We start from the raw sequence: 15,195 nt of genomic DNA, 5'->3' as shown, positions 1-15,195 counted from the left end.
GACTGCCGGAATAAGCTGGCAATCGCACCTGCGACGCCTATCTCCTTTATTCGCCGCAACGCGGCTCGCGCTAACGAACGGGATCGAATGACCGAGGCCAATCAGCCTGACGAAAGCTCGCACGCCGCCACCGAAGGCGAAGTGCCGGAGCACGTCTCGCTCTCCGATCCAGAGTTCAAGACCCAGCTTGCGCAAGTGATCCCGCATCTCCGCGCCTTTGGTCGCTCGCTTTCGGGCAGCCGCGACCTTGCGGACGATCTGGTGCAGGAAACGCTGCTCAAGGCCTGGGCGGCGCGCAAGCGCTTTCAGGCTGGCACCAATATGCGCGCCTGGACCTTCATCATCCTGCGCAACCTCTATCTCAGCCAGATGCGCCGTGCGCGGTTCAAGGGCGAGTGGGACGATCTGGTGGCCGATCGGCTGCTCGCCGCGCCGGCCAGCCAGGATCGCCATGTCGAGCTTTCCGACATGCAGCGCGCGCTGCTGCATCTGCCCCAGCCTCAGCGTGAGGCGCTGATCCTCGTCGGCGCGGGCGGCTTCGCCTATGAAGAGGCAGCCGAGATCTGCAATGTCGCCGTTGGCACGATCAAGAGCCGCGTCGCGCGTGGCCGCGTGGCGCTCGAGGCGTTGCTGACCGACGGACAATTGCCCTCACGCCGCGACAGCCAGATCAACGCCGACGGACGCAGTGCGCTCGATACCATCATGGGGGAAGTCGACGATCTGAGCCGCGACCGCTGATTCAGCACCTGCTCGCAGGAGCAGGCGTTTGGCTCAACAGGCCTTTCGGCTATCGTGCCCGTTCAACTGAATCAGCATGGCGGCCATATCTTCCGGAAGCCCGAGTTCCCGCACATAGGTAGAGCGTAACGCCTTCCCGATCGCATCGCTTGCACGCGGCGATTCTACTCGGAATGCGGATTGCTTGGCCTCAGGGACGGGATTTGAAGATGTACTAACCACGCATCTAGAACGGACCGCGGTTAAATTTGTTGCTTGACTCGTCGCATTTAGATGATCGGTGTGTCTGAATTCTGATGGCGCAACCTCAAAATTCCCCCTTGTTCGCCAATGCATTGGCGCGACTCCGCAGCCATTCCCCATTCCTGGCGAACCTTGCGGAACGCGAGTCGGACCTGCTGCGCGACCCCAAAGCCGCCCTGCGCGATCCGCTCGCCACTGCCCGCGCGTTCGAGGGCGAGATGGCCGAAGGCAGGCGCTTGCGGATCGAGCGCAGGCGGCTCGCGTTGCTGGTGGCGCTCGGCGATCTTTCCGGCTGTTTCGATCTGACGCGCGTCACCAGCCTCCTCACCGCGTTCGCCGACAATGCGCTCGACCGCGCCATCCGCGCTGCGATCCTCGAACGCACGCCCGACGCCGAACCGCGTGGTTTCGCGGCGATCGCGCTGGGCAAGCAGGGCAGCTGCGAGCTCAATTATTCGTCGGACATCGATCCCATCCTGATCTTCGATCCCGAGACGCTGCCATGCCGTCCCCGCGAAGCGCCGGAGGAAGCAGCGGTGCGGATCGGGCGCCGCGTGATCGAGCTGCTCCAGGCGCGCGACGGTGACGGCTATGTGATGCGGGTCGATCTGCGCCTGCGGCCGTCGCCCGAGGTAACGCCGATCGCGCTGCCGGTGGAGGCGGCGATCTCTTATTATGAATCGCAGGCGCTACCCTGGGAGCGCGCCGCATTCATCCGGGCACGGGCATGTGCCGGCGATCTCGCGCTGGGGGAGAGCTTTCTCGCGGCCATCCGGCCGTTCGTGTGGCGCCGTGCGCTCGACTACGGCACCATCCGTGAGATCCGCGACATATCGCGCCGCATCCGCGATCATCATTCGAAGGGGCAGGTCTTCGCCCCCGGCTATGACCTGAAGCGTGGCCGGGGCGGGATCCGCGAAGTCGAGTTTTTCGCGCAGATCCACCAGCTTATTCATGGCGGGCGCGACCCCGCGCTGCGCGCGCCGGCGACGCGCGACGCCCTGGCGGCATTAGCAGAGGCTGGCCGGATCGACGCCGACGAGGCGGCCGAACTGTCGAGCGCCTACACGCTGTTCCGCACGATCGAACATCGGTTGCAGATGGTCGACGATCGCCAGACCCACACGCTCCCGGCAAATGCTGAGACACTCGACAATGTCGCCGCGCTGCACGGCATGGAGAGTGGCGCGGCGCTGATCGAGATGCTGCGCCCGCATGTCGAGCGGGTAGGACGCACCTATGATTCGCTTGCGGGCGACGAGGAGCCTCGGCTGCCGAGCGACGCGGACAAGCTCGCGCGGCGCCTGTCGGAGGCGGGATTCGCCGATGTCGAGGGCGCGCAGCGTGTCGTAGAGGGATGGCGCGGCGGCGGCTATCCGGCGCTCCGCACCACCGCCGCGCGCGAGGCGCTGGAAGCGGTGCTACCCGGGCTGATCGACGCCTTTGCCGAGGCGCCGGACAGCCGGCACGCGCTGATCCGCTTCGATGCGATGCTCTCGCGCCTGCCGAGCGCGATCAATTTCTTCCGCCTGCTCGAGGCGCAGCCCGGGCTGGCGCGGCTGATGAGCGCGATCCTCAGCCACGCGCCGACCCTGGCCGAGCAATTGAGCCGTCGCGCCGAACTGCTCGACGGGCTTATCGATGCGAGTGCACTCGATCCGGTCGCCGACGTCCCGACGCTGATCCGGGAGATGTCGGCCAGTGAGCGCGGCGCCGATTATCAGTGGCAGCTCGAGCATGTTCGCCGCCTGGTGGGCGAGAAGCGCTTTGCCTTGGGCGCGCAGATCGTGGCGGGGGTCAGCGATCCGCTCGATGTTTCCGCCGGCTATGCCCGCGTTGCCGAGGCCGCGATCGAGGTGCTGGCGGCGGCGGCCGTGGGGGAATTCGCGCGTGTCCATGGTTGCGTGCCCGATAGCGAGCTGGTGATATTGGCGCTTGGCCGGATGGGTGGGCAGGCGCTCACCCACGCCTCCGACCTCGATCTCGTCTATGTCTTCACCGGCGACTATTCGGCCGAATCCGACGGCGCGAAGCCGCTCGGCGCGGTGACCTATTACAACCGGCTCGGCCAGCGCGTGACTGCGGCGCTTTCGGTCGCGACGGCAGCGGGCCCCCTCTACGAAGTCGATACGCGGCTGCGGCCCTCGGGCGGGCAGGGGCCGCTGGCGGTCTCGCTCGATGCTTTCCGCCGCTATCAGCGCGAGGATGCCTGGACCTGGGAGCATATGGCGCTCACCCGCGCCCGGCCGGTATTCGGCTCGCCCGCCGCGCGCGAGGCGGTGAGCGGCATCATCCGCGAAGTCCTGGAGGGCGCGCGGCCGGACCGCGATCTGGTCGCCGACGCCGCGAAGATGCGCGACGAGATGGCCGCCCACAAACCGGCGGCCGGCCCGCTCGACGCTAAGCTGCTCGATGGCGGCCTGGTCGATCTCGAATTCGCCGTGCATGTCGAGCAATTGCTACACCGCACCGGCTTCGATCCGCAATTGGGCCGCGCGATCGATGCGCTGATAGCCGCGGGGCTAATGGTCGCGGAGATGCGCCCCGCGCATGATTTCCTCTCGCGCTTGCTCGTCACGCTCCGCCTCGTCGCGCCGGATGCGCAGCCGCCGGGTGCCTCGACCCAGGCGCTGATCGCGCGCGCGGTGGGGCTCGCCGACTGGGGCGCGGTGGTTGCGCAGCTCGACCGGACCCGGCAGGAGGTCCGCGCATGCTGGGCGAAAATCCGCGCCCGCGGATGACGGAGAGCGAAATGGCGATCGACCAAGGTGGCAAGCTGCCGAAGATGGAGCTGATGGCGTCGGACGGCGGCACGATAGAGCTGCCCGACTGGGCGGCGGGCAAGCCGTTCGTTCTCTATTTCTATCCCAAGGACGATACCTCGGGCTGCACACGTGAGGCGCAGGATTTTTCCGCGCTGATGCCCGAGTTCGAGGCGCTCGGCGCGGTCGTGCTGGGGGTTTCCAAGGATCCGGCGGCCAAGCACCAGAAGTTCATCTCGAAATACGATCTCACCGTGCAACTCGCCACCGATGTCGATGGCAAGGCGATGGACCTGCTCGGCGTGTGGGGGGAGAAGCAGCTGTACGGCAAACGTTATATGGGGATCGAGCGATCGACCTTCCTGTTCGCGCCCGACGGCACACTGTTCCGCGCCTGGCGCAAGGTGCGCGTGCCCGGCCATGCGGTCGATGTGCTCGAATCGGTCAAGGAACTGGCGCGCACGTGACCGGCAACGTCGCCGAAGCGGCGCGCGCGGTGCTCGACGCTGCCGATCCGCTCGCCAAGGTGAAGGCGGCGCGCAGCGCGGCGCGCGATTGGCGGCTGGGCCGGCTCGCGCATCGTTTCGATGTCGCGATGCCCGATCGCCCCGCACGGCCGGAAAAGCCCGAACTGCTGCCGCCCAATCGCATGCCCAAGCGAGGCCGTGGAGGATCCGAACGCGGTCGCGTCGCACTGATGCACGCATTGGCGCATATCGAATTCGCCGCGATCGATCTCGCTTTCGATCTGGTCGGCAGGTTCGGTGCGCAATTCCCGACCGGCTTCACCGATGACTGGATGAAGGTCGGCGCCGACGAGGCGATGCATTTCGCGCTGCTCGATCGTCGCCTGAAGCAGCTCGGCAGCCATTACGGCGCGATGCCGGCGCATGACGGACTATGGGATGCCGCATCGGAAACCGCGCATGACGTGCTTGCCCGTCTGGCCGTCGTGCCGATGGTACTCGAGGCGCGCGGTCTCGACGTTACGCCTGCGACGATCGACCGTTTTGACGCGGTGGGTGACACCGCAACGGCGCGAATCCTCACACGGATTCTGAACGATGAGGTCGATCATGTTCGCGCGGGCCGAATCTGGTTCGAATCGGCTTGTGCCGCCGCCGGTTTCGCCCCCGAAACGACCTGGCAGTCGCTGGTCCGTCGTCATTTTCGCGGCGCGCTAAAGCCGCCATTCAACGACTCGGCGCGCGACTCAGCCGGTTTGACGCGGGATTACTATCAAGCCCTTGCCGTTCCTTGAAGACTTCGGCCAGAAGCACTCCACGTTCAGGCGCGGAGGGGCTGCTGCCAGGACAATTAGAATTTTCGGAGCTGACACCGGGTCGCAGTCGGTGCGCTTCCATGGTTTTGCCGGGGACTCATGGCTAAGGCATCGACGATCAATAATGCGAATCTCCAGGAGAGGTTCCGCGCTTTTTTCACCACTCGTGATTTTATTTTCCACGATGGCCGCGATCTGCGCCGCTTCAGCGTCGCGGGCCGCACCCAGGCGCTGCTCGCGGGCATTGCCACCGTGACCGTGCTGTTCTCGGGCTATGGCGTCGCGCAGGCGATGGTCGGCGCGATCGCGATCAGCGGCGTCACCGCTACCCCGGGTTCGCCCGAGGCGCAGGTCGCGAAGATGCGCGCCGAAGTCGCCAAGATGCAGGCCGATGTCGCCGACGCCAAGGAGGCCGCCAAGCTCCAAGCCGCCAAGGTCGAGCAGCGCCAGGCGCTGCTGAACGCCGTGGTCTCGGGCAAGGCAGACCGTGCCGCTATCGAAGCGCAACTCCCTGATGCCACCGCCAAGACCAGCGCCGTGACCGATGAAGTCCTGGCTCCCCTCCGCCAGATCGAGGCGCGCCAGGTCGCGCTTGCCGGCAAGGCCCGCGTCGCCGGCGAAGCCCGCTATCAGCAGACCGCCGATCATCTGCGCCGCCTGGGCCTCCGGCCCGAGCGTTTCGTGAAGGTCAATGTCGCGATGGGCGGCCCATACGAGCCGATCGACGAGAACGATAATAACGACAGCGCCTCGGCCAGCGCCGACGCTCAGTTCCGCGCGCTGTTCCTCACCTGGAAGAAGCTCGACATGCTCGAGCAGACGGTGATCTCGGTCCCGTCGATGCAGCCGGTCGACAAGGTGACCTTCACCTCCAGCTTCGGCGTCCGCTCCGATCCGTTCCGCGGCACCGCCGCGATGCACGCCGGCGTCGATATCCCCGGCACGATCGGCACGCCGATCTATGCGACCGCCGACGGCGTCGTCAGCCATGCCGGCCGCCAGGGCGGTTACGGCAATCTCGTCGAGATCAACCATGGCCGCGGCCTCGAGACGCGCTACGGCCACCTCTCGAAGATCCTCGTCGCCGACAATACCCGCGTGAAGCGCGGCCAGATCATCGGCCTGATGGGCTCGACCGGCCGCTCGACCGGCAGCCACCTCCATTACGAGGTCCGCGTCGACGGCCGCGCGGTCAATCCGATTCCGTTCCTGCAGACCGGCGAGTATCTCGCGGGCATCCAGGATCGTGCGCAGGGCGGCGTAGGCGGCCCCGCCAAGTAAGAGTTGGGAGAGGAGGGGCTGCCCATTGAGGTGGCCCCCGTCCCGACTTGGGGACTGGGTGATTGCCCCCAGCGCTCCTCGCCACTATCTCCAAGCTATGGCGACCGTAACCCAGCCCGATATTGCGCTCACCCCCGCCGCCGCAGCGCGCGTGGCCGTGATCGCTCAGAAGACCAGCAAGCCGGCGATCCTGCGCCTCTCGGTCGAGGGCGGCGGCTGTTCGGGCTTCCAGTACAAGTTCGGCTTCGCCGACGGCATCGAGTCGGACGACACCGTCGCCGAGACCGATGGCGTGCGGCTGGTGGTCGATTCTATCAGCCTCGATCTGGTCCGTGGCGCGCAGGTCGATTTCGTTGATTCGCTCGGCGGCGCGGCGTTCAAGGTAGAGAACCCCAACGCGGCATCGGGCTGCGGTTGCGGCACCAGCTTCTCCGTCTGAGCCGCGTTCGTTGAAAATCGTCAGCTACAATGTGAACGGCATCAAGGCGCGCATGGAGCGCCTGCTCGAATATCTCGACGAGCAGAAGCCGGACGTGGTGTGCCTCCAGGAGCTCAAAGGCGCCGACGAGACGCTGCCGGTCAAGGATATCGAGGCCGCGGGCTATGGCGCGGTGTGGCACGGGCAGAAGGGCTTCAACGGCGTTGCCGTGCTCGCGCGGGGGCAACAGCCCGTCGAACGCCAGCGCGGCCTGGCCGGCGATCCCGAGGATGCGCACAGCCGCTATATCGAGGCCGAGATCGGCGATCTGATTGTCGCCTCGATCTATCTGCCCAATGGCAATCCGCAGCCGGGTCCCAAGTTCGACTATAAGCTCAGATGGATGGAGCGGCTGGCCGATCGCGCCAGCGCGCTGCTCGCCGAGGAACGCCCGGTCGTGCTTGCCGGCGATTACAACGTCATTCCCAACGACGACGACACCTTCTCGGTGCGCGCCATGGCAAGCGACGCGCTGATGCAGCCCGAATCGCGCCAGCGCTATCGCACGCTGCTCGCGCAGGGCTGGACCGACGCGCTGCGCACGCGCTTTCCGGGCGGCGGGATCTGGACCTTCTGGGACTATCAGGCCGGCTGCTGGCAGCGCGACGCGGGCTTTCGCATCGATCACCTGCTCCTGAGCCCGCTGGCCGCCGATCGCTTTGCCGGCGCCGGCGTCGACAAGGACTATCGCGGCCGCGAAAAGGCGAGCGATCACGCGCCCACCTGGGTCAGCCTGCGCTAGGCACTACCGGGCGAACGCCCGCTTTCGGACAGTCGCTGTCCGCTATCGAACAGGCATCGGGCCGGATACCCCAAGATTTGGTGTGTATTGCTGCACTATGGCACCCTGCATTTGTTCGCAAGTGCGGTAAGTACCTGTAATATCATGCTTCATGGAACTGGCACGGGTGTTGCGATGGTTGGGGCACAGGCGGAACGAGGGAGCGCCTGTCAGATCCGCATGTAGAGGAGTTCAGGAAATGATCAGCACCATCGCTCGCACCGCTACCGTTTTCGCTGCCGTCGCGCTCGTCGCCGGTGCTTCGTTGCCCGCCGCCGCGGCGAGCGACCCCACCGCCAAGACCTCGGAAGCCAAGCCGCCCAAGGAAAAGCGCTATTGCGTGACCCAGGCCACCACCGGCTCGATGCTGCGTAAGGACAAGGTCTGCAAGACGCGCGACCAGTGGATTGCAGAGACGGGCCAGGATCCGGCCCGCAAGTAATGCGTTCCAAGGGGTTCGCGGCCGCATGTGGGTGCGCCGCGAACCCTTTGTTTTGATTAGAGCGGCTTCTGGTAGACCAGGTATTCGCGATTGACCTTGCTCTCGATCGCGTCGGCGATCGCGTTCATCCCCTGGTTGTCCTCCAGGACCCAGCCGATCTCGCCGCGCTTGGTGCCATAATGGGCGACCGCCGCGCGGCGGATATATTCGATCATCATGAAAGCGAGCTGGCTCGCCATCCGCGACGCCTGGAGCCGCTTCACCACGCCCATCAGCGGCACGCGCATTGTGTTCGCCTTGGGCCTGCGGAGCCATAGCAACAGCTTCACCCAGCCGAAGGGTAGCAGCGAGCCGCGCAGTGGCATCAGTGCTTCGTTGAGGTCCGGCAGAGTGACCATGAACGCGACCGGCTCGCCGTCGAGCTCGGCGATCATGATCAGGTCCTCGAACACCAGCGGCTTCAGCTTCTTGCCGACATCGTCGATCTCGGGCTGGGTCAGCGGCACGAAACCCCAATTGTCCGCCCATGCATCGTTCAGGATCGCGAGGATGATCGCGGCTTCCTTGTCGAAGTGCGACTTGTCGACCTTGCGGATATGGATGCGCGGATTTTTCTCGCCGTTCGCGACGATGCGCTGGACCAGCGGCGGGAAACCGTGCGTGACGTCGAGGTCATAGGTCAGCAGCTTCTTGGCGACCGTATAGCCTTCTGCCTCGATCCAGGCCTGATAATGTGCCGGATGATGGCCCATGAGCACCGTGGGCGGATGATCGTGCCCCTTCACGAGCAGGCCAGGCTCTTCCCAGATCGACAGGCTCACCGGACCGATCGCGCGGTTCAGGCCCTTGTCGCGCAGCCATTGCTCGGCACGCGCGATCACTGCCTTGGCGACTTCCTCGTCTTCGGCCTCGAACAGGCCCCAGAAGCCGGTGCCGGGACCGAAGCCCTGTTCGGGCGGCATTTCGAGCGCGAGCCTATCGATATGCGCGGAAATACGCCCCACCACCTTGCCGGCGCGCTCGGCGAGGAAGAGCTGCGCTTCGGCGTGGCTGAACCAGCCGTTCTTCTTCGGACTGATCGTCGCCGCGACTTCCTCCTTCAGCGGCGGCACCCAGTTCGGGTCGTCGCCGTTCAGGCGGTAGGCAAGGTCGATGAACTTCTTGGTGTCCGCCTTGCCCGAGACGGGCCGGACGATGAGATCGGCAGTTGCCAAGGGGAATCTCTTTGGTTTGTGATGAGCGCCAATGCAGTCCTGCCTTGGCGAGCGGCTGTCAAGCGTCGGCGGCGATTGCCGTAAATGGCCTTCTCGCATCGCTGGAATGCCACCATAAAGCCACTATCTACCGCCAATGGCGGACATCATGACTAAATCTTTGGCCTTCGATCTGCACGATACCGAAGCGGCACCAGCCGCTGCGGCACGCATCCGCCTTTCCGGCGTTTCGGACGATCGCGCGATGCTGCGTACGGCAGCAGAACTGACGCGTGATCTGCACGCGCCGCGCCCGCTGATCTACTGGGGCGATTTCCTCGCTTCGGCGTCGATAGGCTATGGCGCGCTTGCGCTTGCGATCTTCGCGAAGTCGACCGTTCTGCTGGCAGTGGCCGGCATGATCGCGGTGCTGGCGCTGTATCGCGCCGCCATGTTCATTCACGAGATGACGCATGTGAAGCACTCGCTGCTGCCGGGCTTCCGCCTCGCTTGGAACCTGCTGCTCGGCGTGCCCATGCTGGTGCCGTCCTTCACCTATGAGGGCGTCCACAACCTCCACCATGCGCGCACGCGCTATGGTACCGCGGAAGACCCCGAATATCTGCCGCTCGCGCTGATGAAGCCTTGGACGCTGCCGGTGTTTCTGCTGGTCTCGGTGCTGCTGCCGGTCGGGCTGCTGATCCGCTTCGCGATTCTGTCGCCGCTCTCGCTGGTCTCGCCCAAGCTGCGCCGCATCGTGGTCGCCCGCTATTCCGGGCTCAAGATCAACCCGGAGTTCGAGCGTCGCGCGCCCGAGGGCGAATTGAAGGCGCAGTGGTTCTGGCAGGAGCTGGGCGCCAGCGTCTGGTCGATATCGCTGCTCGCTTTGGTGTTCACTGGCGTCGTGCCGCTGCACGCCTTTCTGATCTACATGGCAGTGATCTCAGGCGTGGCCGTGATCAACCAGGTCCGCACGCTCGTCGCGCATCTCTGGGAGAATGACGGCGAGCCGCTGACCGTGACCGCGCAGTATCTAGACAGCGTCAACGTGCCGGCGCCGGGCCTGCTGCCCTATCTCTGGGCGCCGATCGGGCTGCGCTACCACGCGCTGCACCATCTGCTGCCGGGGCTGCCCTATCACACGCTGGGCGAGGCGCATCGCCGCCTGTCGGACGCGCTCGATGTCAATTCGGCCTATCATCAGGCGAATTACCCGACGCTCGGCGGGTTGGTTCAGCGGCTTGCGAGCAGCACGATGAAGGCCAATCGCACGAACTGATCTTCGGATCCGGTATCAGATATAGGGCGCGTGCCGCGAGGTGCGCGCCCTTTCTCTTAGAAATGCTGACTCAACAGCGCCGCCGCCGTGTCTGCCAGCGCCCAGGTTGACGAAGTTGATTCGAAACGCGGGGTGAAATCTCGGTCTCTCAGAGGCTCTGCTGCTTGCGCATCCGCAAGGCGGCAGCGAGGCCACACCAATGCGCCAGCCGCGCGTCAGCGACGCGACAAGGACGCGCCTCCTGCGTGCCACCGACGCGGCGATGGCGCGCCGTGCAGCGCCTGCTTCGCGATCCACGCTTTCCACCAATTGCAAACACCGCCTTAGCTAGCCTTCAGCGAACCAATGTCCTTGCGTCCGCCCGACTAGGTGCGAGGCTTATTCCTCGGTGCGCAGCAGCACCGCTTCGCCGATCATCAGGAACAGCAGGAACGGCGCCCAGGCGGCGAGGAAGGGCGGATAGGCGCCGAGATTGCCCATCGCCAGCGCGAAATTGTCGGCAACAAAGTAAAGGAAGCCGAGCGACATTCCGATCACCGCGCGGAAGAACAGCTTGCCCGAGCGGGCGAGGCCGAATGCGGCAACGGCGCCCAGCAGCGGCATGAGGATCGACGAGAGCGGGCCGGAGAGCTTGTGCCAGAGCGATCCCTCGAGCGCCTTGGTGGGCCGGCCGGCGAGCTTGAGGTCATCGACCGCCTCCTTCAGCGCAGTGAAGGGAAGCCCGTCGGGCTCGACATGGCTGAGGGTGAACTGATCGGGCCGCACGCCTTCGCCGACATGCGCGGAGCCGATCGGTACGATCTTGCCCGCGGCGACATCGAAACGCTCGGCGCCGTCGATCCGCCAGCCATTGCCCTCGCGCTGCCCGTGCTTGGCGGTGAGGATCGAACGCAACGATCCGCCGCGCCGCTCATAGACGGTGATCCCGTAAAGCTGCGTCGCATTGCCCCTGCCCTTGATCTGGAGGACTTCGACCAGGTGATCGCCGTCGCGCACCCAGACGTTGGAACGATCGCCCCGGTCGATCGGTAGCGGGCCATATTCGACCTTCTTCCATTGTTCGAGCGTGGCCGTGGCGCGGGTGACGATCCGCTCGTTGAAGCCGAACGAGATGAGCGCGACGAACATTCCGGCCACCAGGAGCGGCGCCAGCACTTGGTGCGCGGAAAGCCCGGAGGCCTTCATCGCGATGACTTCGCTGTTCTGGTTGAGCTGCGAAAGCGTGATGATCGAGCCGAGCAGGACCGAATAGGGCAGGAAGGTCTCGACGATCTGCGGCACGCGCAGTCCGACATAGCGCCACACTTCGGCATCGCCATTGCCGGCATAAGCGAGGATGCGTCCCGATTCGCTCAGCAGGTCGAGCGACTGGAGGATCAGCACCAGCGCCGCCAGGATGGCGAAGGTGCGGATCAGGAACATCCGTCCCATGTAGAGCGACATCGTGCGTGACGGGAAAAAATTGACCCAGTTCACGCGGCATCTTCCTTCTTGCGGCGGCCCGGCAGCATCCGCCGGATGAATTTACCGATCTTCTCGAAGACCTTTTCAAGGCCGCCGATCGGCTGGCCGCCAGGCACATAGGCGACGGTATAGTACATCCAGAAGGTCAGCCCCGCGAATATCGCGAACGGCGTCCATAGCGCGATGAACGGATCGACCCAACCCAGGCTGCCGATCGCCTGAGCATATTCGTTCACCTTGTGATAGGTCACGATCATCACGATCGACAGGAACACCCCCAGCGCCGATGTCGATCGCTTGGGGGGAATGCCCAGCGCCACGGCAAGCAGCGGCAGCAGGAACATCGACAGGACTTCGGCAAGCCGGAAATGGAAGGCGGAACGGCTGGTTTCGCGTTGCTTGGGATCCGAATCGTGATTGCGCCCGATCTTGGCGAGCTCGGGCAGCGTCAGCTCCAGATTCTTGTCGCCGCGCTTGCGGAACTGCTCATATTTGGGGAGCGGGATCGGCAGATTATGCGTGTTGAACGTCAGCACGCGCGGCACCGGCGAAGCCTTGTCTCGGTGCACCAGCGTGCCGTTGGTCAGCTTGAAGATGATCGTGTCGGGATCGTCGGAGCGCAGGAACTGGCCCTTTTCGGCGGTGACCGCGAGCGGGCTGCCGTCCTTGGTGACCATCTGGACGAAGATCCCCTTGAGATCCCGGCCCTCGTTCTGGCTCGATTCGATCCGGAGCGTCATCTTGTCACCGAAGTTGGTGAACTCGCCCACCTTGATCGAGGCACCCAGAGCGCCGGTGCGCAATTCGAAGCGGAGCTGCTCGTAATTGTAGCGCGCCCAGGGCTGGATAAAGCCGACGATCGACAGGTTCAGGAGCGCCAGTGCGACCGCGTACATATAGGGCACGCGAAGCAGGCGGGTGTAGCTGATGCCCACCGCACGCAATACGTCCAGCTCCGAGGACGTCGCGAGCCTCCGGAACGCCAGCAGCACTCCCAGCATCAATCCGATGGGAATACCGAGACCCAGATATTCCGGCAGCAGGTTCGCGAGCATTCGCCAGATAACGCTGACCGGGCCCCCCTCGCTGGCGACGAAATCGAAGAGGATGCGGATCCGGTCAAGCACCAGCAGCATCGATGCGATCACCAGGTTGGCCAGCAAGGGCACCGCAATGAGGCGCGCAAGATAGCGATCGATCGACGAGAACATGCAATGTCCGTGGTGGCTAAGTCCGGCTCTTGTCAACGCCTATCGGCGTTCCTCGGTCCGCCAAGGCGTGATCTATGCCGCGTCGGGCCAGCCCGCGACCGCCTTTATCGGATCCTCCGGACGGAAAACTGGTCATTCGGAAGCGTCAATGCGTGCGCATAGCCTGCCGGGATTTCGAGATCGTCCCACACCGCTGCCCGTTCGACCGACCAGCGCTCGGAAATAAGCGCGGCGATGGCCAGCTTGAGCCAGACGTTGCTCGTGCTCCTACCCAGATCGGTTACAATGTCCCTGGTTTCGTCACCCAGGTCGAAGTCGCACAGCAAGGTCAAAAGCGACAGGGTCCGTGAAGAACCGTTGCGCGTGAATTCCTTGATCCTATTGGTGCTGCGATCGAAGATGAATTGCCCGTATTTCAGTGACCTGTCCTTCGGGATCACATTGAAGCTCATCGAAAAGCGCTGCGGCGCAAGCTGGGTGTGGATGTCGTTATATTGCTCATACCAGAGCACGCTTCCGAGCGTCAGCTTGAAGCGGCCCTGGAAGGCCATCGGCACCTCCTCATCGTGTGCGCCCAGGATCTTGGAGGCATCGAACCGGTAAATGTCCGTCTCGTATCCGTCTCCGTGAATGCCCTTGGTGAGCAAATGAAAGTCATGATTGTGCACGAGGTCGTAGACGAGCGCTTCCCTTTCGAGGCCCGGCAGGGGGACCTGCTTGTCCGGGAGCCATTTTACCATGCGGAAGGAAAAATCATTGGTGCCGCCCAGCAACAGGCTGGTGTCGCCATAGCCGTCGATCACCTGGTTGCTATTGCGCTCGTGGAATATCCGTTTGATGAAGCTCTCGATGTACGCGACTTCGCCGCTCATCTTGCTCATCAGATTGGCGATGTGGTGGTATTTGTCGGGCGCGGGCATCTTTGCCGCGCTGGCGAGATCTTCAGAAAAATCGTCGATATCGTAGCGGCGATCGTCGAGATCGTAGCGTTCGCTCAGGAAAAGAGCCATGACTAGTGCTTCCCTTCGGCCAGAATTCGCTCAGCGCCGCGCGCGATGAAGGTTACTTCATCGTTCCGGAAGCGCTGCAGCACGGCTTCTGTCTGCGGATGGCGAATCTTGTTGAGCGACGAGAGTGCTCGCCATCGTATCACCGCCGAATAGTGGCTGGAGAGTTCGAGCGCGATATCGGGCAATAGCGCGGAGTTTATCTCCTCCAGCACCTCAAGATAGGAAAGCGCCTTTGCGGTCGCCAGGTCGAATCCGCCGGTTGCAACGAGCTTCAGCGTACGTTTGTCGAACACCAGTCTGTAAGATGCGGGGCGCTCACCGCGAATATAGGTAAGGTATTTTGCACTGTCGCTATGCTTGACGTTAAAGAATATCTCCGGATCGTTGCGCACGATTGCCTGGCCACGACGCAGGGAGAACGCTCCGTTCTTGATCAGACCTATGCCATCGTGGGGGAAATAATAGTCAGAATTCTCCAGGCCGACGATCGAAAACTTCTCGACCTCGATATCGTCGATCGCAACGACAACGAAAGACTCCTCGAAAATGGAATAGAAAGAGCTTTGTGCGTTGCCCGACCGCAGATAAAGTTCGCGCTTGTCAGCATGTTCGCTGGCAAACATCTTCTCGCCGTCCCTGAACATCACAGCCGGATTGTCGGTTTCCGGCGTCAACATCGAGTGCTGCTGCCCTTTGGTCCGCTCCAGCGCGCGTACCGCTACGCGGCGAACATGGTTATATACCCAAGGTCCTTCCAAGAAGGTATCAAGTGTTGGATGATGCTGGACTTCCAGGAGCGTATTCGACGGACGAGACAGCATTTCGTCAAGTACAGAGATAAACTCGAAAAGGTATTCTTGAGACACCTTGCCACCTCTATATTGCCGCCTGAAGCATAAGCTTCAGGCGGCGTTTGATAGTTAAAGAGATCAGTAGAACACGAATTCGACGACCGACATGAAGGCGTCGCATGTCCCGCCACCAATGGCGTTCGATTCGCTGATGTGATCATAGGCAAAATCAGGGAT

The 15,195-nt window shown here is 63.7% G+C and carries 14 protein-coding genes; 9 read left to right on the top strand and 5 right to left on the bottom strand.

The features are described from left to right. Positions 1-87: 87 nt before the first annotated feature. The 8 genes from IAG41_RS08030 to IAG41_RS07995 all read left to right on the top strand — a co-directional run bounded on the left by IAG41_RS08030 (position 88) and on the right by IAG41_RS07995 (position 8,010). Positions 88-741 carry a sigma-70 family RNA polymerase sigma factor gene (locus tag IAG41_RS08030; protein ID WP_187728105.1) on the top strand — a complete coding sequence of 218 codons (654 nt, stop codon included), beginning with the start codon at positions 88-90 and terminating at the stop codon, positions 739-741. A gap of 296 nt (positions 742-1,037) precedes the next feature. Continuing rightward, positions 1,038-3,725, top strand: coding sequence for a bifunctional [glutamine synthetase] adenylyltransferase/[glutamine synthetase]-adenylyl-L-tyrosine phosphorylase (locus IAG41_RS08025; RefSeq protein WP_187728104.1), 2,688 nt, complete (start codon positions 1,038-1,040; stop codon positions 3,723-3,725). Further along, on the top strand, positions 3,695-4,213 hold the full coding sequence (locus IAG41_RS08020; RefSeq protein ID WP_410468075.1) for a peroxiredoxin: 519 nt from the start codon (positions 3,695-3,697) through the stop codon (positions 4,211-4,213). Before IAG41_RS08025 ends, IAG41_RS08020 begins: the two co-directional genes overlap by 31 nt. After that, positions 4,210-5,007, top strand: coding sequence for a ferritin-like domain-containing protein (locus IAG41_RS08015; RefSeq protein ID WP_316251113.1), 798 nt, complete (start codon positions 4,210-4,212; stop codon positions 5,005-5,007). The genes IAG41_RS08020 and IAG41_RS08015 overlap by 4 nt, the downstream gene beginning before the upstream one ends. Before the next feature lie 120 nt (positions 5,008-5,127). Continuing rightward, positions 5,128-6,309: a M23 family metallopeptidase gene (locus tag IAG41_RS08010; RefSeq protein ID WP_187728103.1), complete on the top strand. Its 1,182-nt coding sequence runs from the start codon at positions 5,128-5,130 to the stop codon at positions 6,307-6,309. Positions 6,310-6,406: 97 nt separating this feature from the next. Further along, positions 6,407-6,748 carry an iron-sulfur cluster insertion protein ErpA gene (erpA, locus tag IAG41_RS08005; protein WP_187728102.1) on the top strand — a complete coding sequence of 114 codons (342 nt, stop codon included), beginning with the start codon at positions 6,407-6,409 and terminating at the stop codon, positions 6,746-6,748. Between the two features lie 10 nt (positions 6,749-6,758). Continuing rightward, positions 6,759-7,529, top strand: coding sequence for an exodeoxyribonuclease III (gene xth / locus IAG41_RS08000; protein WP_187728101.1), 771 nt, complete (start codon positions 6,759-6,761; stop codon positions 7,527-7,529). Positions 7,530-7,767: 238 nt separating this feature from the next. Next, positions 7,768-8,010, top strand: a complete 243-nt coding sequence (locus IAG41_RS07995; protein WP_187728100.1) for a hypothetical protein — start codon at positions 7,768-7,770, stop codon at positions 8,008-8,010. 56 nt (positions 8,011-8,066) lie between these two features. Here the strand turns inward: IAG41_RS07995 and IAG41_RS07990 are convergent, their stop codons facing one another. Beyond that, positions 8,067-9,224, bottom strand: a complete 1,158-nt coding sequence (locus IAG41_RS07990) for an N-acetyltransferase (protein WP_187728099.1) — start codon at positions 9,222-9,224, stop codon at positions 8,067-8,069. A 148-nt stretch (positions 9,225-9,372) separates the two neighbouring features. Between IAG41_RS07990 and IAG41_RS07985 the strand changes: the two genes are divergently transcribed. Continuing rightward, positions 9,373-10,482: a fatty acid desaturase family protein gene (locus tag IAG41_RS07985; RefSeq protein ID WP_187728098.1), complete on the top strand. Its 1,110-nt coding sequence runs from the start codon at positions 9,373-9,375 to the stop codon at positions 10,480-10,482. A gap of 378 nt (positions 10,483-10,860) precedes the next feature. Here IAG41_RS07985 and lptG read toward each other — a convergent pair whose 3' ends face one another. The 4 genes from lptG to IAG41_RS07965 all read right to left on the bottom strand — a co-directional run bounded on the left by lptG (position 10,861) and on the right by IAG41_RS07965 (position 15,033). Further along, entirely contained in the window at positions 10,861-11,925 is a 1,065-nt protein-coding gene (gene lptG, locus IAG41_RS07980) for an LPS export ABC transporter permease LptG (RefSeq protein ID WP_410468082.1), read from the bottom strand. A gap of 29 nt (positions 11,926-11,954) precedes the next feature. Beyond that, positions 11,955-13,157, bottom strand: a complete 1,203-nt coding sequence (gene lptF, locus IAG41_RS07975) for an LPS export ABC transporter permease LptF (RefSeq protein ID WP_187728097.1) — start codon at positions 13,155-13,157, stop codon at positions 11,955-11,957. 104 nt (positions 13,158-13,261) lie between these two features. Beyond that, positions 13,262-14,167: a hypothetical protein gene (locus IAG41_RS07970; RefSeq protein ID WP_187728096.1), complete on the bottom strand. Its 906-nt coding sequence runs from the start codon at positions 14,165-14,167 to the stop codon at positions 13,262-13,264. 2 nt (positions 14,168-14,169) lie between these two features. Continuing rightward, positions 14,170-15,033, bottom strand: coding sequence for a hypothetical protein (locus IAG41_RS07965; RefSeq protein WP_187728095.1), 864 nt, complete (start codon positions 15,031-15,033; stop codon positions 14,170-14,172). Between the last annotated feature and the right edge of the window lie 162 nt (positions 15,034-15,195).

The organism is Sphingomonas sp. JC676, assembly GCF_014489075.1.
GTDB lineage: Bacteria > Pseudomonadota > Alphaproteobacteria > Sphingomonadales > Sphingomonadaceae > Sphingomonas.
This window is presented reverse-complemented; position numbering and strand designations above follow the sequence as displayed.